Source organism: Pseudacidobacterium ailaaui (assembly GCF_000688455.1).
In the GTDB taxonomy this organism is placed as follows: domain Bacteria; phylum Acidobacteriota; class Terriglobia; order Terriglobales; family Acidobacteriaceae; genus Pseudacidobacterium; species Pseudacidobacterium ailaaui.
Genome location: NZ_JIAL01000001.1, coordinates 997923 through 1017371 on the forward strand (window position 1 = coordinate 997923; position 19449 = coordinate 1017371).

Here is a 19449-nt window from a genome sequence, read left to right on the forward strand (position 1 = left end):
TCTGGACAGTCGATTTCAGAGGCAGGCGTCTACAGCCTGCCTTTTCTGTTTTCGCAGAAGTTTTCTTGCCGCCCATCCACTCATGATCGAAGCTGGACGTTCTTAAAATCTGATATCCTTGGCCGTTTCCTATGTCTGCACCGGATGAAGCCAAGCTGAACAACGTTCTTACGTCAACACTCGACCCTGGCAGTCCACGGGCCAGGAGCCATACTGCGGCCATGACGGCCCTGGTGGCCAGCATTCGCGCGCAGGAAGCGCAGATCCGCGAAGGTGGAGGCGCAAAGGCCATCGAGGCGCAGCACGCCAAAAAGCGCCTGACAGCGCGGGAACGCATTGCGCTGCTGCTCGATCCTGGAACCGACCTGTTCGAACTGGGGCTGTTTGCCGCCTTCGGCATGTATGAAGAGTGGGGCGGTGCCCCGGCGGCCGGCGTGATCACGGGACTGGGGCGGGTGGCCGGGCGTCTGTGCATGATTATCGCCAATGACGCGACGGTCAAAGCCGGGGCCTTTTTCCCCATGACGGCAAAGAAGGTCATCCGCGCGCAGACCATCGCGATGGAAAACCGCATCCCCACTCTGTATCTGGTGGATTCCGCGGGTGTCTTTTTGCCCCTGCAGGAAGATGTCTTTCCGGACCAGGACGACTTTGGACGCATCTTCCGCAACAATGCAGTGATGTCGGCGATGGGCATTCCGCAGATGACGGCCATCATGGGCATGTGCGTGGCCGGAGGCGCGTATCTTCCGGTGATGACGGACCATGTGCTGATGACCGAAGGCAGCGGACTCTTCCTGGCCGGCCCTGCGCTGGTGCAGGCAGCCATCGGACAGAAGTATTCCGCCGAGGAGCTGGGCGGAGCGGCCATGCACGCACAGATCTCCGGCACAGTGGACTACAAAGAACCCAATGACCACCTGTGTATTGCGCGGCTGCGCTCGCTTGTCTCCAGAGTCGGCCAAAGGCCGGGCGCTCCCTTTGCCCGCGCGCCGTTTGACCCGGAAAGGGATGCGCCCCGATATCCGGCCTCGGACCTGTATGCGCTGCTTGATCCTGATCCGGCAAAAGGCTCGGCCAGCGGCTATGACATGCATGAAGTCATCGCCCGCCTCGTAGACCGCAGTGCATTCGACGAATACCGGCCCGAGTATGGGCGCACGCTTCTGTGCGGCTATGCGCACATCGGGGGGACGGCCGTAGGCATTGTCGCCAACCAGAAGACCTCCCAGCCGCAGACCAGCCATACCGGGGAAAAGCGGATGGAATTTGGTGGCGTCATCTATTCTGAAAGCGCGGACAAGGCGGCGCGCTTCATCATGGACTGCAATCAGAACCTTGTGCCGCTGATTTTTCTCCACGATGTCAATGGCTTTATGGTGGGACGCGATGCGGAATGGAGCGGCATTATCCGTTCGGGAGCAAAGATGGTCAGCGCTGTTTCCAACTCGGTGGTCCCCAAGATCAGCGTCATCCTGGGCGGATCGTATGGAGCAGGCAATTACGCCATGTGCGGAAAGGCCTATGATCCACGCTTTATTTTTGCCTGGCCCACGGCACGCTATGCGGTGATGAGCGGCAGCTCGGCCGCCCAGACCCTGGTGGAAATCAAACTGCGACAACTGGAGCGCGAGGGCAAAAAACTCAGCGAGAAGGAAAAAGAAGAGCTGCTGGCTTCCATCAAGGCCACCTATGAGGAGCAGACCGACTGCCGCTACGCCGCTGCCCGCCTCTGGGTGGATGCAATCCTTGATCCGGCAAAGACACGCGAGGCCCTGATGCTGGCGCTTGAGGCGGCTTCTTTGAATCCCGATGCTCCCGTATTTCGCGCCGGAGTTTTGCAGACCTGACCCGGACCAACCCAAGACCTGAGGCCCGCTCCGGAGGATTTGGAATAGAATCCGGAAAGCGGGTACAATAACTGAGGGAAGCAGGCAGCTTCCTGTCTCTAAAGAGCTTTGCCGTGCGGAAGTGGTGAAATTGGCAGACACACCATCTTGAGGGGGTGGCGCCGAAAGGCATGGGGGTTCAAGTCCCCCCTTCCGCACCAAATGTTCCGTCGCCCCTGAGGTCCTGAAAGCAACTATGTTCTATCTTGTTTTAGCCATCCATGTCCTGGTCTGTATTTTCCTGGTCATCGTCATTCTGCTCCAGCAGGGCAAGAGCGCTGATCTTGCCGGCGCATTTGGCGGCCAGGGCTCGCAGACGGCCTTCGGTCCGCGGGGGGCGGCCAATGTGCTGACGCGCATTACCACCTGGTGTGCAGTGATTTTTATGCTGACTTCCATTGGATTGACGATCCTGATGCAGAAGCGCACCGGTGGACATTCGGTCCTGGAAGGAACAGGGACCACGCAGTCTACTCCGGCAAAGAAATAGTCTTTTTGCGGGCTGCATTTTGAAAGGCAGGTCCTCTGGGCCTGCCTTTTCCGTTCCATGATGGGCATTAAAAATAAAAATGGGTACCTTCGTTGGCTCTTGAGCCGCCCCGGTCTTCTCTTCAAACCAGTAAAATAAAAGAGATGATGAAATCTCTGGCCGCTTTCCGGGCAAATCTTCCCCGACAATCTGAATTTCCGGGCCGGGATTTCCGGATCCGACATTTATGAGTGCTACTAAGCTGGAACCCGTACCTTCTGAAGTTGACTTGAACCATAAACACCGCGAAGAAGTCTTTGATGCCTTCCGGCGCTGGGGACACCTCCAGGCGCAGCTTGACCCTCTCGGACAATACCTCACCCCCGAACCTGTTCCCGATCTTGATTACGAAGGTGAAGATGCAGAAGAGGCCCGCCGCTGCTACTGCGGAACGATTGCCGCCGAATTCATGCATATTCCTTACCGCGAGCGCCGGCAGTGGATCGCCGAGCGTATGGAATCAGAAGCGGCAAAGCCAGACCAGAAGCGCATTCTGGACCTGCTGCTCAAGGCCGATATTTTTGAGCAGGTGATTCAATCGCGCTACCTGGGGACCAAACGCTTCTCTCTGGAAGGCGTGACTGCGCTGATTCCGTTTCTGGATGAACTGCTGAACCGCTCAGCCGAACTTGGTGCAGAAAAGGCCGTCATGGGAATGAGCCATCGTGGACGCCTCAGTGTGATGGTCAACACTTTCGGCAAGTCCCCGGCAGATATTTTTTCAAAATTTGAAGATGTAGATCCCAGAAGCATCCTTGGCGGGGGAGACGTGAAGTATCACGTAGGCGCCACGGGCGTCTTTCGCGCACGGGACGGCAAGGCCCTGGCGCTGCACCTGGTCTCAAATCCCAGCCATCTGGAGGCTGTGGACCCAGTTGTGATGGGCCGTGCCCGCGCCAAACAGGCCCGTTACGGGGCCGAGGGCGTGGACCGGGTGCTTCCGATTGCCATCCACGGCGATGCTGCCTTTGCCGGACAGGGCATCTGGGCCGAAACACTGAACCTGTCCAATGTACAAGGCTTCTCTGTGGGCGGCAGCATCCACATCATCGTAAACAATCTGCTTGGCTTTACTGCTGAGCCGGAAGAGTCAAATTCTTCGCGCTACTCGTCGGACATCGCCAAGCGTCTGCCCATCCCCATCTTCCACGTCAACGCGGAAGATCCGGATGCGGTGGTGCGGGTGGCTGCGTTGGCCGCCGAATATCGGTATACCTTCAAGAGCGATGTTGTGATTGACCTGATCGGGTATCGCCGTCACGGACACAGCGAAGTGGACGATCCCACGATCACACAACCTCTTCGCTACGCAAAGATCAAAGACCATCCTCCACTCTATGAAATCTATGCCAGAAAGCTGGGGGCCGATGTCAGTGCCCGCGTGAAGGAGCTACAGACCGAATTTGCTGAAGCGCAGCGCACCGCCACAAAGATGAAGAAAATGCCCGTGCTGGCCGTGCTGCCGGACTACTGGTCGCAGTTTAAGGGCGGCAAATATCAACCAGAGTACGAGGTCGAAACGGGGCTGAGCGCACAGGAGATCGGAGAAATCACAGAAGCCCTCACCAAAACACCGGATGGATTTCATGTGCATCCCAAGATCCAGAAGCTTCTGGAACAGCGCCGGAAGATGGGCGAGGGGAAACTGCCGTTCGATTACGGGATGGCAGAGGCCGTCGCGATTGGCTCATTGTTGAAGGCCGGGGTCCCCGTCCGCCTCAGCGGTCAGGACAGCCAGCGTGGCACCTTTAACCAGCGTCATAGCGTGCTGATTGATGTCGAAAACGAACAGAGCTATCTACCGCTCAACCATCTCACAGAAAACCAGGCGAAGTTTGAGGTCTACAATTCGGTGCTCTCTGAGGCTGCGGTGCTGGGCTATGAATATGGCTACAGCCGTGACTATCCGGAAGCGCTGGTGATGTGGGAGGCGCAATTTGGCGATTTTGCCAATGGTGCGCAGATCATCATTGATCAATTCATCTCTTCCGGCGAAGACAAATGGGGGCTGCTGGCCGGCGTGGTTGTGCTGTTGCCGCACGGCTACGAAGGCCAGGGGCCGGAGCACTCCAGCGCACGCATGGAGCGCTATCTGCAACTGGCCGCGCATGACAATATGCAGATCTGCCAGCCCTCCACGGCTGCGCAATATTTCCATCTGCTGCGGCGGCAGGCCTTGCGCAAATGGCGCAAGCCTTTGATTGTCTTTACGCCAAAGAGTATGCTGCGCCATCCGGATGCGGTCTCCCCGATCGAGGACCTGACCCGGCCGCACTTCCAGAATGTGCTGCCGGAAACCAAGATCACCGATGCAAAGCGCCTGCTCATCTGTACCGGAAAAATCGGTCACGAGCTGCGGGTCGAGCGCGAAAAGCGCAAAGACAGCACCACGGGCATTATCTTTGTTGAGCAGCTCTATCCCTGGCCCGAGGCAGAACTGGAGACCGCCATCAAGGCCCACCCCGACGCCCATGAAGTCATCTGGGTGCAGGAAGAGCCGGAGAACATGGGAGCACTCTCTTTCGTGATGCCCCGCTTGAAGCGTCTGGCGCGCGACCGTCAGGTGCTGAGCATCAAGCGCTCCGCCGCCGCCAGTCCCGCCACTGGATCGGCCAAGGCCCATGAGATGGAGCAGAAAACGCTGATTGAGCTTGCTTTGGGACCGGGACTCCGGGAAAAGGCCGGCCAGCGATAGTGCTTCCTCAGGAGAGTGCCTGTGCCGATTGAGACAGGCACTCATCGTATTTTTCTTCGAGGATGCGCGTCTGCCGCGCGAGATCGAAATGCTCCTCGATGTATCGCCTTCCCTGCACATGTGCACATTGCCAAAGCGCGTCATCGAGAACAAAGCGCACGATGGTTTCTGCCAGTTCGGCGATCTCGCGCTCGGGCGGCATGAAACCTCTGAGCCTCTTTGGCAGCGCTTCCAGCACTGCATCCGTTGCGAATGTCACGACAGGAAGGCCCGCCGCCTGCGCCTCACACAAAACCGTTGGCAGGCCCTCCTGGTCGCCATCAGAGGCACAGATGCTGGGGGCCACCAGTACACGGGCCCGGCGCATCCATTGCTTCACCTGCTGATGCGGCTGATGGCCATGGAAAATAACATTTCCTCTGAATGCGACGGCCATCTGCTCCAGCACTTTACGCAGTGGACCGTCCCCCAAAATGACGAGCCTGGCCCCGGGAACCTGCCTGAGGACCAGCGGCATGGCGCGAAGCAGATCGGCGCATCCTTTTTTCTCAACCAGCCTGCCCACAAACAGGATTGTGCTCCTCTCTCGTCCTTCTGCCGAGGTCGCCGGCCGATCCACGGCAACCCCCACCGGATGCACAAACAGCTTATCCGGCGGAAATCCGCGCAGAAGCGCCTGCCGACGCACATTGCTGGAAACGCAGAAGAACAGGCTTGCATACTGCCATAGCTCCATGCGCCTGCGCAGATATGTCCGTCCTGCGGGCCAGCGGCGCAGCGCAGCGTCATGGCAGCCAATGTCATAGCCATGCAGTGTAACCAGCAAAGGAAGACGCCAGCGCCGGGCCATAGGCAGGATGGCGCAGGCATCGACGGCAAAGTGCGCATGGACCAAGCTCGGCCGCTGCCATGCGATCTCTTCCTCCAGCCGGCCGGAGCGTCCTGTCTGGAAAAAGAGGCGCCGCAGCAGCTTTTCGCGCAGCCGCTCAGAAGCAGAAACGGTCGCGACGGCGTATGGCGCCAGATCAAGACCAGAGAAGACCCGTCTTACTCCGGCAAATACGGGCACATATCGGCTGAGTGCCGCTGCCTGGGCCAGAACAAAGGTCTCTGACCCAGGCAGCAGCTCGTTGCGATAGATGAGGACCTTTCGCATTTATCGATTCCCCGAGCGCACAAATGCATGACGCCGTTTAAAGCGCAGGAACGGGGCCTCATAAAAGCGATACGACGCTGAGGCCAATCCGATGGTCAGAGCCAGGGCGGCCGTTTTGTTCACAACCAGCAGCCATGCTGTCTCCCCGTGCGTAAGGCGCTTCTGTGCCTCATCGACCAACAGGAAAGCCGTTTCATGAAACATGTAAAGTCCGAAAGAGATCCTTCCTAAAAACAACACCCAGCGTGGAAAAAGCCACCGGCCTGCTTCCAGCACTGCGAGAAACAGGCAAAGACATCCGACCTCCACCAGCATGTATCCGAAAAGGAACTGTAAAGCAGACGGATGTGCTTGCGGCCTTTTGATGCGGAATGCAAAAGCGGCCGTCCACCAGGCGACCAGACCTGCCAGCGCCAGCGCCAGCCGCATTTCTGGTCTCCATTCCGGAGTTCTGCCTTGCAGCGCAAGCGCCAGCAACGCGCCGCAGGCAAAGTATTGAAACTGCACCAGGCTGTTCAGCCAAACTGTGTTGTACGCAAATGGTCCGCCGGAGACAACCAGGACGGTCATCCAGGAGATCGGCAGGAGCACTAAGGAGGCGGCGCCATAAGCGCTTCTGTTTCCAAGCCTTCCTAGCACAGGCCAGACCAGATAAAACTGCTCTTCCACAGAAATGCTCCACAGGGCGCGCAAAGGCGTGCGGACCCAGGGATGCAGCGCAATGTACCAGTTTCCCGCCATCAGGAAATAGGCAGCAATCCTCCCTGTTTCCATGCGCAGGGAGTGAAGGAAGAGGCCCCCGACTGCGTACCCTGCGGTGATTCCGTAATACAGCGGCCAGATGCGCAGAACACGCCGGAGATAGAATGCGCGCACATGGACCCGCCCAAACTGCGCCTGCTCGCGACACAGCAGCTCTGTGATGAGATACGCGCTCAGAAAAAAGAAGAGGCATACGCCAAAGTTGCCGGCATCTTTGATTCCGGCAATCAGCGGCACTCGTGTCCAGGCCTCCGGCACCGCATGGCAGAAGTAGACACACAGAAAGGCAAATAGACGCAGGGCGTCCAGCTCTGCAAGATAGAAGCCGGTTGCTGGCTTGCTGAGGACAGATGTTGCGGTGCTCATCCTGCCGGGGCCATCCGCACATGGAGTCGTGAGAAGAACTTTTGCCTTTGCTTCAGGAGGCGCTCTTCGGACGCAAGGATCTCAATATTGGCCAGGGCCGCTACATAGAGCACCCAGAACATGCCGTTGAAGGTGAGCAGCGTATTTTCATCCAGGTCATAGAGAAAGACCAGGACCAGCACAAAAAGCATCCATGCACACTCCTGCAGACGGCGCCGCAGCAGCAACGGCCACAGCTTTTTCCAGCCGCGGAGGTAACTGAGGAGAAAGAAGAACAGTCCGGGCAAGCCCAGCTCCAGCCATATCTCAAGAAAACCATTGTGCGCATGAAACAGCACGAACCGCAGGGCAAGAATGACGTAAAAAGATTCCCCTTTCAGGCCCTGCCAGAAGGCTGAAAAACCATACCCCAACCACGGATGTCTGAGGATGGCCTCCCAGACCTGCTGCCAGATGGCCGTGCGCCCGGTAAGTGTCGCATCGCGTCCCATCAGGGCCACGAGCAGAGGGAAATAGACCCAGGCTGCCCATGCAGTTGCGACAGCGAGTACGATCGCCACGCCCAGCAGCATCGTCCGGGCCGAAGGCGCAGATCGAAACAGCAGCAGCAGGAACACATAGAGCCCCAGCACCACGGCGGCAATCGCCCAGGCACCGCGCGATCCACTCATGATCAGGACGGCCGTAAACAGAAGCAGGCACCCCAGACGGATGACATTCAGCCGTCCAAAGGAAAAGATGGCTGCAATGGCAAACACCATTGCGCGTCCGCAGGCATTCTTCTGGGTAAAGATGCCCTGCCAGTTTCCAAAGTGGCCTGTGGATGCCTCCAGTCCGATGGAAGGGACCGTCCATGCAAGTATGGAACTGGCCAGGGCCGCAACCAGCATCGTCATGCAAAAGAGAAAGAGCTGCTTTCTCACGGGAAATCTGGCCGCAAAGTACAGGCCGAACAGACAGGCCAGCACAAATGCTATCGAGCGGCGTGCTGTAGTTACAGGGTCCTGCGACCAGAGGGACGAGAGCGCCGCCCATGTTGCAAAAACTGCGCTCCATTGCAGAGCAAATCGCAGGCGGTAAAGCCTCCGCCATTGATGGACCACCAGCGCAGCAATCCAGCCGTCCACGATAAGCTGTGATCCGATGCCTGCAATCTTCATCCATGAAGTCGCCGCGGCATTTGTCATCTCCGCCGCCTGGTTGGGAGCAATTCCCGGAATGGCCCCCTGCATGGCAAAGAAGAGCAGAACCAAAACGCAGCCTGCCTCCGCAATGCCGGGCTTGCCTTTAGCGCGCTGCATAGATGGCCGCCGAGCTGGTGGAAGAAAGGATCCCCGATGCGCCTACCACAACATTTCTGGCCATGCTGAAGGGAATGTAAAGCACGTCGCCAGCTTCCAGTTCCATGTCCGGCTGGCTTCCTCGTTCCATGTCTTTCAGCGGAATGGTCTGCTCCTGATATCGGCCCTGGACCTTCCGCAGCAGGCGTGCGGCATTTTCTTTTGCCGAGCGGTTGGCGCCAGCAGCCAGTGCGATGGCCTGCAGGACAGTAAGCTTTGCATCATCCTGCATCACATAGCCGCCAGGACGTCCCACATCACCCAGCACATAGACCACGCCTGCCTTCGGCACCAGAACGGTATCTCCGGGATGGACCATCACCGTATTTTTCAGATCGGTCGAGGCATCGTTTGGAACAAAAACCGTCAGACTCCCGCTTTTATCTCCGCGCTCGATCGTGATGTGCCGGTCGGCGACATCTGTCAGTCCTCCGGCGAGAGAAAGTACGTCCAGAAGGCTGCGTGAGGTCATTAATGGGACCGCACCTGGGCGGGCCACCTGTCCCAGCACAGACACCTGCTGCGTCGCATACTCTTCAATCAGCACTGAGACCTGGGGATGGTTTAGATACTTCCCCTGTTCATACGCCTGCGCAATTTTCAGCGCAGCTTCTCCCGGGACGAGTCCGACCACAGAGACGGCACCGACCAGGTCGAGATCAATTTCACCCGAATCCCTCACGCGCACATGCTGCTCCAGGTCCGGCTCGCGAAAAACGGAGACATGCAATAAATCACCGCTGGAAATCCGCAGACTTTCTTTTTTGTCTGCAGCCCGTGCGGAAAGAGCAGAAAAGCAGAACAGGAGTGCGAGCAATATGCCTCTGCGGGCCGCTGTCCTAAGCCCCATGACCTTTACTCCGATATCCGTAGTATTCGTAGAAGTCAGACGAACCTTCCGGGACAGCATTCAGCACGGCCCCCATCACCATACCGGCCGGAGCATGGCGCAGCAGCGTGTCCCAGCCGCGCTTGAGTGCTCGTCTCTCCGTAAGGCCATGTCGGCAAAGAAGCAGCACAGCATCACAGTGCCGGAGCAGGACCGCAGCATCAGCCACTGGCAGTAGCGGAGGACCATCCAATACCACGAAGTCGTACTCATTTCTCCAACGCTGCACCAGATTCTGCATTCTGCGCGAACCAAGTAATTCTGCCGGGAAGGGAGGTGCCGGCCCGCCGAGCAGAACATCCAGATTCGGCATCTCCGGCAGTGGTTCCGGCGCCGGAGAGATCCCTTCATTGGACAGGGCCGCACTAAGGGCCGATCGAGACTGGACGCCGGTGCGCCCAGAAAGGACCGGACGGCGCAGATCACACTCTGCCAGCAACACCCGCGCGCCCTGCTGGGCCAGCACAGAAGCCAGCTCCAAAGAAACGGTGCTCTTGCCCTCACCCGCGCCTGGACTGGTGACCAGCAGGACCTGCGGCGGGTTGCTGCTTCTTGAAAGCATCAATGTGGTACGAAGCATCCGCAGGGATTCGGCGAAGGGAGCGTCTGTATAGCGGATGGTCATGATCTGGTCTGAGGCCCGGGCCTTCGTCATGGCTGGTCCGCAGCCCGGTACAGGTACCAGCCCCAGCACCGGCCCGCCCGTCATCTTCTCCACACTTTCCAAGGAACGGATGGTATGGTCCGCGGCGTGTTCCACAAAGGCGGCCGCAGAGCCAGAGAACAGACCCATGACGAGGGCCGCAGCAAAACAGAGCAGGACATTGGGGCTCTTCGGATGTGCGGGCGACGGAACTCGTGCAGGATTCACCACGGTAATGTTGGTGGACCGCAGACCTTCAAGCACGCCGGCCTCTTTCAGCTTGGCCAGAAGGTTCTCATAAACCTGACGACTCCCTTCTGCCTCCTGCTTTGCCAGGGCAAAGGCCACGGCCTTGTTGTTCAGATCGCCGGCCAGTCTCTTCTGTTTTTCAAAGGCAGTGTGTGCATCAACTTCTGCGCGCCGGGCAATCTCATAATCCGTGCGTGCCCGCTCTCCGATGCGGTGGACTTCCTCCTGGATGGCCTTCTGTATGCTGTTCCATTCGGCCTGTAGTTCAGCAATGCGCGGATAGTTCTGCCCATACCGTACCCGGTCCTGGTCCAGCTCTGCCCTGACTGTGGCCTCCTGACTGCGCAGGCTCTGGAGCAGACCAAGAGAATTGGCCATGGAGGGAATGCTGCCTGCGGCGGCGTTTCCGCCAAGACCGGAAATCAGCTCCGGGTCTCCGCTGCTGGCAGCGCGGTAGATGGATTCTTTCAGGATGCGGTTGGACTCTGCCTCGGCCCATGCCTGGTTCAGAGCTTCCAGTCTCGCCAGAACAATGTTGTGCGATTCGTCCTCGCCATACACGCCGGTATCGCGCTCCAGCATCAGCGCTTTGGCCTGGAGACGCTCCGTTTGTCCACGGAGATCGTCCAGCTGCGCTGACAGCCATTGAGAGGCCTGCGAGGTAGCCGCAAAACGGGACTGATACGAATATTCCATCAAAGCCGCGATGAGGTGGTTGACCACGGCGGCCGCCAGCTTCGGGTCCGGGCTGGAATAACGCACCTCAATCAGACGGGTCCCCGTGATGGGCTCAACCTTCAAATGCGAGGCGAATCTCTTGAGGGCCGCATATCTGCGGTCCGGCGCCTGGTCCAGCCCCACCGTGAGAGGCTCCAGCGGCTTCTTCCAGAAAAACAGCCAGGAGGGAAGGCCCCACTGATCTTTTTTCGGGGGAAAGAAGTCCTGCGTCGTCTCCAGATGAAGCTCTCGGATGACCTGCAAGGCCAGCGAGTCAGACTGGAGGATCCTGGCCTCAGTCTGCAGGGTCACATTGTAGTCAAGCGCATCGGAGGTCGGTGCGTCCGCTCCACCCAGCACGCTTTCGTCCAAACCAAAAGATCCCAGGGTCTCTTTCTGGACCTGGATCTGCCCAATGGCCTGATAGCGGCGCGTGGCCAGCGCACAGTAGAGGGCCGCGGCAAGCATACAGGCACCAAAGACAACAAAAAATGTCCTGCGCCTCTGCTTCAGAATGGCAAACATCTGCGCAGGAGAAGCCTCCTCATCCCGTAGGGCGCGCAGGTCCACTCCTGGCAGGGCGCTCATTGGTGTTGTCTCAGGCATTCCGCATCATCACAACAGAGCCATCAAAATCAAAGCTGAATTCCATCTCGTGCGCCCCGGCCTCTGCCAGAACGGTGCGGAGACGGTTTCTGTCCTGCGTGTGAAACAACAGGAACCCGCTGCCTCCTGCACCGACCAGCTTCCCGCCGGTCGCTCCTCCCTTGCTCAGCGCAACTTCGTACAGGGAGTCAATGCGACTACTGGTCATGCCCGGCGAACGCTTGCGCTTGCGCAGCCAGTGTTCATGCATCAACCTGCCGAACTGACCCACCTGCCCGGATTCAAGGACACTTCGGATCTCTTCTCCCAGCTGCCGGGCGAAGTGCAGGTCTTTGAGCATCTCCGGATCTCGCTGCTCAGAGCGCTTTTTCTGGTCGGCCAGCAGGCAGGAGGCGCAGCGCGTCTGCCCTACAAAGAAAAGCATGAGGGAATCGCGCAACTCCCGCAGCGTGGTCTCACTCAGATGCAGAGGAAAAACATGCACAGAATCGTCTGTGCGATATTCCTGGCACAGCAGTCCTCCATAAGCTGCAATGTACTGGTCCTGCTTGCCTACCGGCTCCTGCAGCCGGTTCATCTCAATTTCGATGGCTTCTCGGGCCAGGTCTTCGGCAGTCACGCGCTTACGCTCATAGGCATACAGCGCATGAAGAAGTCCGACGGTAAATGTCCCGGAAGAGCCTAGCCCGGTCCCGGCCGGAACATCCGCAATGCTGACGATCTCCAGTGGATAGGGCGTTTCATGCAGGGTCAGGGCTTCGCGAAAGAGCGGGTGCCGGATCTGCTCACAGCTCTGGACATGTTCCATTTCGGAATATTTGAGGAAGTATCCCGGAAGAAAACTCTTGTTGATGCTGATATAGACATACTTGTTAATGGCAGCAGAGATCACGAAGCCGCCAAACTCCCGGTAATACGAAGGAAGGTCCGTACCGCCGCCGCCAATGGAAATCCGCAGGGGTGTGCGTGTGAGAATCATCCCGCCACTCCTGGAGACAACAGATTCCGGGCCAGATACTCTTCTGTCATGCGCAGCCCCTCAAAGGAGCCGATTTCATAGAACCGTCCATCTACTTCATGCGCAGCCAGCAGTCCTTGTGCGGCCAGACGGCCCATGACCTCTTCCAGATCAAAACAGGCGCCCTCCGGCCAGGCCTGCAACACCTCGGCACGCAGAATGTTCAGACCATAATCGATGTACTGCATCCCGTCTGTCCGGCAGCTTTTGCTGTAGCGAACGATCCTTCCCTCGCGGACCTCAACATTACTGGCATCCCATCTGCCTTCATTGCGGAAGATGGTCATCAGCGCCGGTTTTCCGGAATACAGAAAGTCGTTCCAAGCCGCAGCAAAGCCAGCCGTCAGATAGCTGTCCCCGTAAAGAACGAAAAACTCCTCCCCCAGTAAAGGGAGTGCGCGGCGCAAGGCCCCGCCCGTGCCCAGTGGAGCATCTCCGTCGTGAGAATAGAAAATCCTGCAACCGAAACGGGACCCATCGCCAGCAAAACTCCGGACCTGCTCTCCCTGATGGCCAATACAGAGGACGACCTCGCGCACCCCATGCGCAGCCAGTAATCGTAGCTGGTGGGCAAGGAAAGGCTCTCCACAAACCGGAAGCAGTGACTTTGGAATAGATCGCGTCAGCGCTCCCAGGCGGGTGGCCAGTCCGCCGGCAAGAAGTGCGAGTCTGGGCAGCGCCTCAGGCATAGCACAGCCTTTCTTCCTTCAGGATTTCCAGGAGCGAACGCTGCATGGCTTCATAGCTGGTAAATCGAGGACTCCATCCGAGCCGCTGGATTTTCTCTGTGTTTAAACGCACAACCGGCACATCGCCCTTCCAGCCCCGGTCTCCGCCTGAATACTCAAACTCGGGCATGGCATCCAGCTTGAGGCATTGCACAGCAAGATGAGCAATTTCCGTTACGGTGATGGCATCCTGTGTAGCGACATTGAAGACAGAGAAGGCCTCATGGCAGCGCTCTTCCACACACAGAACGGCGTCCACAACATCAGAAACATGGATGTAATGCTTGCTTTGCCTTCCATTGCCAAGGATGCGCAGCAGACGCGGATTTTCCCTCAGTTTGCGGACAAAGTCGAACCCCACGCCATGTGTCTGTCGCGCCCCCACAACATTGGCAAAGCGGAAAGCACGCGCAGTCATTCCAAACATAGAACAGTAAGCAGAGACCATGGCTTCCCCCGCCAGCTTGCTGGCGCCGTAAGTAGAGACAGGAAACCAGGGACCTTGCTCCTCACTCACGCTCCTGGGTCCCGTATCGCCATAGACACCGCTCCCGGATGCGTAGAGCAGGCGCGGCACTCCGGTGCGACGCATCGCTTCCAGCACATTGCTGGTCAGTGCTGTGCCTTGGCGGAAATCGATCTCTGGATCGCTTGCGGCTCGGGCGATCTCAGGGTTGGATGCAAGATGCAGGACCACATCATGTCCTGCCATTTCGTGTGAAAGCAATGCCAGGTCCGCGGCCTCTCCCTGCACGAAGCGGAAGCGAGGGGACTCCAGATGATGGTGAAAGTGCCACTCCCGTCCAGAAGAAAGATTGTCGTAGACCGTGACTGCAGCCACGCTCTCATTGCTGAGTAGTGCGTCTGCAAAGTGGCTGCCAAGAAAGCCGGCCCCGCCCACAAGGAAATATTTTCTTCCGCCGCCGTTGTATGGGGGAGAAACAGACATAGGCGAAATTCCTCAAGCGCAGACAAGCTGCGCCAAGTTTGTAGCTTGTTAGTAAAAGCAACTTAGCAGAGATAACTTCGACGAAAAACATTACGTAAGTTTGCCCGCGCAGAGTGATTTGCTTGACTAGCAATGGGGCCACCGCGATATATAACAGCTAACTTACGAGTTAAATTTATCTTTTTTACTTTGTTGCCTTTTCTGGCCTTGGCCCCGTCTGTGTTGTTTTTCAACCGACATGCCTGCGCGCAGAAAGGCATTGAGGAGTGGCCGTGCAGGATTGCTCGATTACTGTTGGTCTGCCTGTCTGCAATGCGATGCCTTATCTGCCCGAGGCGGTCGAAAGCCTGCTCTCGCAGACAGCAACCAACTTCCGGATTCTTGCCATCGTTGACGGCGGCAGGGACGAAAGCCTCGAATATCTTCTCTCAGTCCGCGATCCCCGTCTTCGGGTCATTCCGCAGGTCCACTGCGGTCTGGCTTATACGCTCAACCGGATGCTGCGCGAGGCGGAAACACCATGGCTGGTGCGGCAGGATGCCGATGACGTATCTCACCCTACGCGCCTGGCGCGCCTGCTCGATGCCATCGCAGAGCATCCGGACGCGGGCATGTTTTATTCGCTGGCCGAGTATTATCCCCCGGACCATAGTCTGGGCCACTTTCGCTGCACGCGCGGCACACCGCAGCAGCTCCGCCAGATTGTGCAGTCTGGCTACCTGCTTTCCATCTGCCATCCTTCTGTGGCCCTGAATGTTCAGAAGACGCTGGCCCTGGGGGGATATCGAAATCTGCTTCACGCTGAAGACGCAGACCTGTGGTGGCGGATGGCCTTGCAATATGAGATTTACCTGGTCCCGGAAGTATTGGTCGGGTTCCGGCACAACACGAGCAGCATCAGCTCACAACATTCCTATACACAGGAACTGCACGGTCTCTACATTCAATATCTGCTTGTCTCTCACTTAATCGGAAAGACCCCGCAGCCGCTCAGCCAGATTGCGCCACTGTTGCAGGCCCAAATCTCAGACAGACGGTTTGCTGCCAAGCAGCACCTTCGCCACCTGAACATGCACCTGGCGGCAAATCGCTACCTTCGGGCGGTGGCGAGCCTGGGCCGGTCATTTCTTTCCTCACCCGGATATCTTCTCCAGCGCATTCGGGAAGAGTTGCTGCCCTTGGGAAAGATTGCAAACGGCATTTCACCCGATGTTTTCTACCGCAGCATGGAGCTCTTTTGGCCATGAAAAGCAGCCCACGCTTCACCATCGCAGGTGTCCCTGTAGACCATACCACGCTGCGAGAAGCAGCAGCCATGGTCCTGGGCAGGCTCCTTGCGCCACGCGGTCCGCAGCCTATGCTCATCATGGGGCCCAATGCTCACCTGATGACTCTGGCCCAAAAACATGCCCGTTTTGCAGAAGCTTTGCGCGCTTCCGACCTGAATGTCCCCGATGGTATGTCCGTGGTCCTGGCGTCACGCATCCTCGGTCATTCCCTGCCGGAGCGAGTGACAGGAGGCGATCTGATGGAAGAGCTTTGCAGACAAGCCGCCCTGCATGGCCTCAGTATTTTTTTGCTCGGCGGTCTGCCCATGGCTGCGCGCCTGGCGGCCCGGAAGCTGCAACGCAAATATCCCGGACTGAAGGTCGCCGGCACATATTGTCCGCCGATGGGCTTTGAATCCTGCAGGGAAGAAAATTCACGGATCCAGGACCTGATTGCCGCGGCCCGGCCCGATCTGCTCTTCGTGGCCTTTGGCGCTCCGAAGCAGGAGCTATGGATGCATGAGATCTGCCGGTCGCTGCCCGTAGGTGCAGTCCTGTCAGTGGGTGCGGCGTTGGACACACAGGCAGGATTACGCCGCCGCGCTCCCAGATGGACGCACCGGACAGGCCTGGAGTGGTTTTACCGCCTCCTGCTTGAACCGCGCCGCCTCTGGCGCCGCTATCTCCTCGGAAACCCCTATTTTCTCTATCTCGTTCTCAGGCAGAGGTTCTTCCCGAAAGACTTCTGCCAGTTGCTCCCGGAGTTGCACACAAAATCATGACCTCCCTCGAACATCTCAACATCAAATTGTTTTGCGATGCGGCCGATTTCAGCAGCCTGCTGGCATGGTCCGCGGACCCTCGCATCCAGGGCTTCACCACCAACCCTACACTGATGCGCAAGGCCCGCGTCCTGGACTACGAGGCCTTTGGCCGCGAACTGGTGCGGGTCATCCCTGACCGTCCCATCTCCTTTGAGGTTCTGGCCGATGATCCGGAGACCATCGAAGAGCAGGCCCTGGCCATCGCAGGCTGGGGACCGAACGTATATGTAAAAGTTCCGGTTACAAATAGCTGGGGTGCCTTTCTCGGACCGGTCCTGCAAAACCTCTCACGGGCCGGTGTGCAGCTGAACGTGACCGCCCTTCTTACGGTCAACCAGGTAGAACAGGTTGCGGCCTGCCTGCATCCCTCGACCCCGGCCATCATCTCTGTTTTTGCCGGCAGAATTGCAGACACCGGAGTAGACCCGGTCCCCATCATGCGCCAGGCTGCGCGCATTACCGCCTCCCTGCCGGATGCAGAGCTACTCTGGGCCAGCCCTCGTGAGCTGCTCAACATTTTTCAGGCCGAAGAGGCAGGCTGTGACATCATCACGCTGCTCCCGGACATCCTCAGCAAGCTCGACCTGATTGGAAAAGACCTGGAAGCCTATTCGCTGGAGACGGTAAACATGTTTTACCGGGACGCATGCGCCGCAGCGTATCACATTGACACGCGCAAACCCGTGGGGCTGACGGCCTGATCCGCAACAATCCTTTGCACCGCGGCCCATAGGTCCGCAGCGACCAAATCGGCCGTGGTCCCTGCGGAAGCGTGGCTGGACACAAAAACTGTCTTCACGCCTGCTGCAAGGCCGCAGTGCACGTCCGTAATGCGGTCGCCAATCATCCAGGATGCATCAAGCTGCACTCCCAGCCGATCGCGCGCCTGAAAAAGGAAATAAGGCGATGGTTTGCGGCAAAGACAAGGTCCGGTAAATTCCGGATGGTGAAAGCAATAATAAGCAGCATCCAGAAAGAGGGACTGCTCTCGCAGAAGCGCTTCCAATCTTGCGTGGATCGCATCCAGCGTCTGCATGGTTGCCTTGCCCTTGGCCGCATTCGGCTGGTTAGAGACCAGCACCAGCAGGTAACCCGCATCGCGCAACAGCTTCAGCGCCGGGACAACTCCAGGCAGCAACTCCATCCGTTCCGGTGCAAGAGGCGATTCATAGGCTTGCGTCTTCGGGTTCCAGACATTGCGGTTGAGCGTGCCGTCGCGGTCAAGAAAAACGGCGCGCTTCATGCCACCACCATTTCTGATTCCCACTTCATTTCATTTGCTTTTAAGCGGGGATGGGAAACGATCAGGTGCCATACCACCGCCTGAAATGCCTCCACCAGCGGCGTCACGGTGTCCTCGGAAACTGTGGGAATGACAATGCAGGCATCCGCAGCCTGCGCCGTATGTCCGCCATCGCGCCCAACCACGCCGAGAATACGCGCGCCTACCCGCTGCGCCAGCTCCAGGCTGCGCACAAGGTTCATGCTGATGTTCCGCTCGCGGCTTCCACCCCCAACTGAAAACACAAACACCGCATCCCGAGCATGGATTCTGCTGCCGCGCAGCCAGTTGGCATAGCAGCTCTCCCACCCGTCATCGTTGATGCGTGCGGTCAACTCGGAGACGTTGTCGCTGGGCGCATAGCACTCTATCCCGGCAATCTTACGGAAGTCGTTCACCGCATGGCTGGCGTGTCCCGCGCCCCCTCCCACTCCGAGGAAGAACACGCGCCCGCCGTTTTCGCGCACCTCTGCCAAATGGGAAACCATCTCTTCGACCTTCTCTCTGTCCAGAAGCCGCGTGATGGTCTGCACTTCATCCAGAAAACGCTCGGTGTAGTTCGTCATGCTGAAACCGCTCCTCTGCCCTTCCGTAGCATGGACCTCGCAGCGTCCTGCGCTTCTCTCCAGGAAAGACACGGAAGAGAAAAAACAAGATCGTTTGGCCAAGGCCCGGACGCCCCCGCATGAAACACTCCCGAAACAACTCTGCGAAAGCAGCGGCCCCTGCGCCAGCTTTGCGCGCTCGCGTCACACATTCTGTCGCAATGAAAAATGAATACGCCTTTGCGGTCATGCGTTCGCGGTTGGCCCGCGCCCACTCCAGAGAAACGCGCCAGTCCCCCGAGCTGCTGACGCTTTGCTGGCCGCCTTCAATCTGCATGACGGTCAGCGCATCCGGCAGCATCACAATCTCCACGTCTTTACGCTGCGCGATTTTCAGCAACCAGTCCCAGTCCTGGTGCCGCTTCAGTCCTCTCTGAAACGGAACTTCGAGCAGCAGTTCCCGCTTTGCCAGCAGTGTTGAAGTCTGCAACATGCCATCGCCATAGGCGAGACCTTTCCGGCAAAAGAGATATTCGCTTACATCCTGACCGCGACGATACAGCCTGCGCGGCAAGACACGTCCACCTGCGATCAGCCGCGAGCCCACAACCGGATACTCCGCACCAGATGAAAGAGCGGCCTGCATCTGCTTTTCCAGCTTTTCTGGAAACCATTCGTCGTCATCATCGAGAAAAGCAATCCATTCACCCGAAGCTGCACGCACTCCGATGTTGCGCGCCTCCGCGCCACCAACGTTTTCGCGCAAAGAGATGGTCCGCAATCGAGGAGCAGAGATTTCCCTTACTGCACACTCCGTGATTTCATCCGGCCCATCGATCACCACGATGACTTCAACCGGAGCATAGCTTTGCGCCAGCGCGCTGCTTACCGCGCGTACGATCCATTGCGGCCTCCCCCGGGTTGGGATGACCGCGCTTACCAGCGGACGAGCAGGCAATCTGCTTTTTCCTTCATGGGTGGAATTTGCTCAAAG

At 58.2% G+C, this 19449-nt stretch carries 17 protein-coding genes and 1 tRNA gene; 7 read left to right on the forward strand and 11 right to left on the reverse strand.

The features are described from left to right. Window positions 1-131: 131 nt before the first annotated feature. The 4 genes from N655_RS0104490 to N655_RS0104505 all read left to right on the forward strand — a co-directional run bounded on the left by N655_RS0104490 (window position 132) and on the right by N655_RS0104505 (window position 5113). Window positions 132-1850: an acyl-CoA carboxylase subunit beta gene (locus N655_RS0104490; RefSeq protein WP_026442032.1), complete on the forward strand. Its 1719-nt coding sequence runs from the start codon at window positions 132-134 to the stop codon at window positions 1848-1850. Between the two features lie 115 nt (window positions 1851-1965). Next, a tRNA-Leu gene (locus N655_RS0104495) sits at window positions 1966-2050 on the forward strand. A gap of 35 nt (window positions 2051-2085) precedes the next feature. Continuing rightward, window positions 2086-2379 (forward strand): preprotein translocase subunit SecG, encoded by a 294-nt coding sequence (gene secG / locus N655_RS0104500; RefSeq protein ID WP_026442033.1) that lies wholly within the window; start codon window positions 2086-2088, stop codon window positions 2377-2379. A 268-nt stretch (window positions 2380-2647) separates the two neighbouring features. Next, window positions 2648-5113: a 2-oxoglutarate dehydrogenase E1 component gene (locus N655_RS0104505; protein ID WP_349509466.1), complete on the forward strand. Its 2466-nt coding sequence runs from the start codon at window positions 2648-2650 to the stop codon at window positions 5111-5113. 7 nt (window positions 5114-5120) lie between these two features. Here N655_RS0104505 and N655_RS17270 read toward each other — a convergent pair whose 3' ends face one another. Genes N655_RS17270 through N655_RS0104545 form a run of 8 tightly spaced genes read right to left on the reverse strand, consistent with a single transcriptional unit; the run spans window position 5121 to window position 14536 of the window. Then, entirely contained in the window at window positions 5121-6269 is a 1149-nt protein-coding gene (locus tag N655_RS17270; protein WP_044933964.1) for a glycosyltransferase, read from the reverse strand. Next, a complete protein-coding gene (locus tag N655_RS0104515; RefSeq protein ID WP_026442035.1) occupies window positions 6270-7397 on the reverse strand; it encodes an acyltransferase family protein in 1128 nt (375 codons plus the stop codon). After that, window positions 7394-8698, reverse strand: a complete 1305-nt coding sequence (locus tag N655_RS0104520; RefSeq protein ID WP_026442036.1) for an O-antigen ligase family protein — start codon at window positions 8696-8698, stop codon at window positions 7394-7396. The genes N655_RS0104515 and N655_RS0104520 overlap by 4 nt, the downstream gene beginning before the upstream one ends. Next, entirely contained in the window at window positions 8685-9587 is a 903-nt protein-coding gene (locus tag N655_RS0104525) for a polysaccharide biosynthesis/export family protein (RefSeq protein WP_162173486.1), read from the reverse strand. Before N655_RS0104525 ends, N655_RS0104520 begins: the two co-directional genes overlap by 14 nt. Then, window positions 9577-11823: a GumC family protein gene (locus N655_RS0104530; RefSeq protein ID WP_026442038.1), complete on the reverse strand. Its 2247-nt coding sequence runs from the start codon at window positions 11821-11823 to the stop codon at window positions 9577-9579. Before N655_RS0104530 ends, N655_RS0104525 begins: the two co-directional genes overlap by 11 nt. A gap of 10 nt (window positions 11824-11833) precedes the next feature. Further along, on the reverse strand, window positions 11834-12820 hold the full coding sequence (locus tag N655_RS0104535; protein ID WP_026442039.1) for a GHMP family kinase ATP-binding protein: 987 nt from the start codon (window positions 12818-12820) through the stop codon (window positions 11834-11836). Next, complete coding sequence (locus tag N655_RS0104540; RefSeq protein ID WP_026442040.1) at window positions 12817-13548, reverse strand: nucleotidyltransferase family protein; 732 nt, start codon at window positions 13546-13548, stop codon at window positions 12817-12819. Before N655_RS0104540 ends, N655_RS0104535 begins: the two co-directional genes overlap by 4 nt. Next, on the reverse strand, window positions 13541-14536 hold the full coding sequence (locus N655_RS0104545) for an NAD-dependent epimerase/dehydratase family protein (protein WP_044933966.1): 996 nt from the start codon (window positions 14534-14536) through the stop codon (window positions 13541-13543). Before N655_RS0104545 ends, N655_RS0104540 begins: the two co-directional genes overlap by 8 nt. 266 nt (window positions 14537-14802) lie before the next feature. Here N655_RS0104545 and N655_RS0104550 point away from each other — a divergent pair, with 266 nt between their 5' ends. Genes N655_RS0104550 through N655_RS0104560 form a run of 3 tightly spaced genes read left to right on the forward strand, consistent with a single transcriptional unit; the run spans window position 14803 to window position 17329 of the window. Further along, the gene (locus tag N655_RS0104550) at window positions 14803-15783 is read left to right on the forward strand and encodes a glycosyltransferase family 2 protein (protein WP_026442042.1); all 981 of its coding nucleotides are present in this window, start codon (window positions 14803-14805) and stop codon (window positions 15781-15783) included. Beyond that, window positions 15780-16586: a WecB/TagA/CpsF family glycosyltransferase gene (locus N655_RS17275; protein ID WP_049961249.1), complete on the forward strand. Its 807-nt coding sequence runs from the start codon at window positions 15780-15782 to the stop codon at window positions 16584-16586. Before N655_RS0104550 ends, N655_RS17275 begins: the two co-directional genes overlap by 4 nt. Then, a complete protein-coding gene (locus N655_RS0104560) occupies window positions 16583-17329 on the forward strand; it encodes a transaldolase (protein ID WP_026442043.1) in 747 nt (248 codons plus the stop codon). Before N655_RS17275 ends, N655_RS0104560 begins: the two co-directional genes overlap by 4 nt. On the opposite strand, the gene N655_RS0104565 is transcribed toward N655_RS0104560, so the two are convergent. The 3 genes from N655_RS0104565 to N655_RS17280 are packed head-to-tail and all read right to left on the reverse strand — an operon-like array spanning window position 17290 to window position 19413. After that, window positions 17290-17871: a D-glycero-alpha-D-manno-heptose-1,7-bisphosphate 7-phosphatase gene (locus N655_RS0104565; protein ID WP_044933968.1), complete on the reverse strand. Its 582-nt coding sequence runs from the start codon at window positions 17869-17871 to the stop codon at window positions 17290-17292. The genes N655_RS0104560 and N655_RS0104565 overlap by 40 nt on opposite strands. After that, entirely contained in the window at window positions 17868-18476 is a 609-nt protein-coding gene (locus N655_RS0104570; RefSeq protein ID WP_044933970.1) for an SIS domain-containing protein, read from the reverse strand. Before N655_RS0104570 ends, N655_RS0104565 begins: the two co-directional genes overlap by 4 nt. Further along, window positions 18445-19413 (reverse strand): glycosyltransferase family 2 protein, encoded by a 969-nt coding sequence (locus N655_RS17280; protein WP_044933972.1) that lies wholly within the window; start codon window positions 19411-19413, stop codon window positions 18445-18447. The genes N655_RS0104570 and N655_RS17280 overlap by 32 nt, the downstream gene beginning before the upstream one ends. Window positions 19414-19449 lie beyond the last annotated feature (36 nt).

Coding starts and splice junctions, on each gene's coding strand:
- N655_RS17270 (WP_044933964.1), bottom strand. CDS start 6,269: ATGCGAAAGGTCCTCATCTATCGCAACGAGCTGCTGCCTGGGTCAGAG.
- N655_RS0104520 (WP_026442036.1), bottom strand. CDS start 8,698: ATGCAGCGCGCTAAAGGCAAGCCCGGCATTGCGGAGGCAGGCTGCGTT.
- N655_RS17275 (WP_049961249.1), top strand. CDS start 15,780: ATGAAAAGCAGCCCACGCTTCACCATCGCAGGTGTCCCTGTAGACCAT.
- N655_RS0104570 (WP_044933970.1), bottom strand. CDS start 18,476: ATGACGAACTACACCGAGCGTTTTCTGGATGAAGTGCAGACCATCACG.
- N655_RS0104565 (WP_044933968.1), bottom strand. CDS start 17,871: ATGAAGCGCGCCGTTTTTCTTGACCGCGACGGCACGCTCAACCGCAAT.
- N655_RS0104515 (WP_026442035.1), bottom strand. CDS start 7,397: ATGAGCACCGCAACATCTGTCCTCAGCAAGCCAGCAACCGGCTTCTAT.
- N655_RS0104540 (WP_026442040.1), bottom strand. CDS start 13,548: ATGCCTGAGGCGCTGCCCAGACTCGCACTTCTTGCCGGCGGACTGGCC.
- N655_RS0104490 (WP_026442032.1), top strand. CDS start 132: ATGTCTGCACCGGATGAAGCCAAGCTGAACAACGTTCTTACGTCAACA.
- N655_RS0104545 (WP_044933966.1), bottom strand. CDS start 14,536: ATGTCTGTTTCTCCCCCATACAACGGCGGCGGAAGAAAATATTTCCTT.
- N655_RS0104530 (WP_026442038.1), bottom strand. CDS start 11,823: ATGAGCGCCCTGCCAGGAGTGGACCTGCGCGCCCTACGGGATGAGGAG.
- secG (WP_026442033.1), top strand. CDS start 2,086: ATGTTCTATCTTGTTTTAGCCATCCATGTCCTGGTCTGTATTTTCCTG.
- N655_RS0104535 (WP_026442039.1), bottom strand. CDS start 12,820: ATGATTCTCACACGCACACCCCTGCGGATTTCCATTGGCGGCGGCGGT.
- N655_RS0104525 (WP_162173486.1), bottom strand. CDS start 9,587: ATGGGGCTTAGGACAGCGGCCCGCAGAGGCATATTGCTCGCACTCCTG.
- N655_RS0104560 (WP_026442043.1), top strand. CDS start 16,583: ATGACCTCCCTCGAACATCTCAACATCAAATTGTTTTGCGATGCGGCC.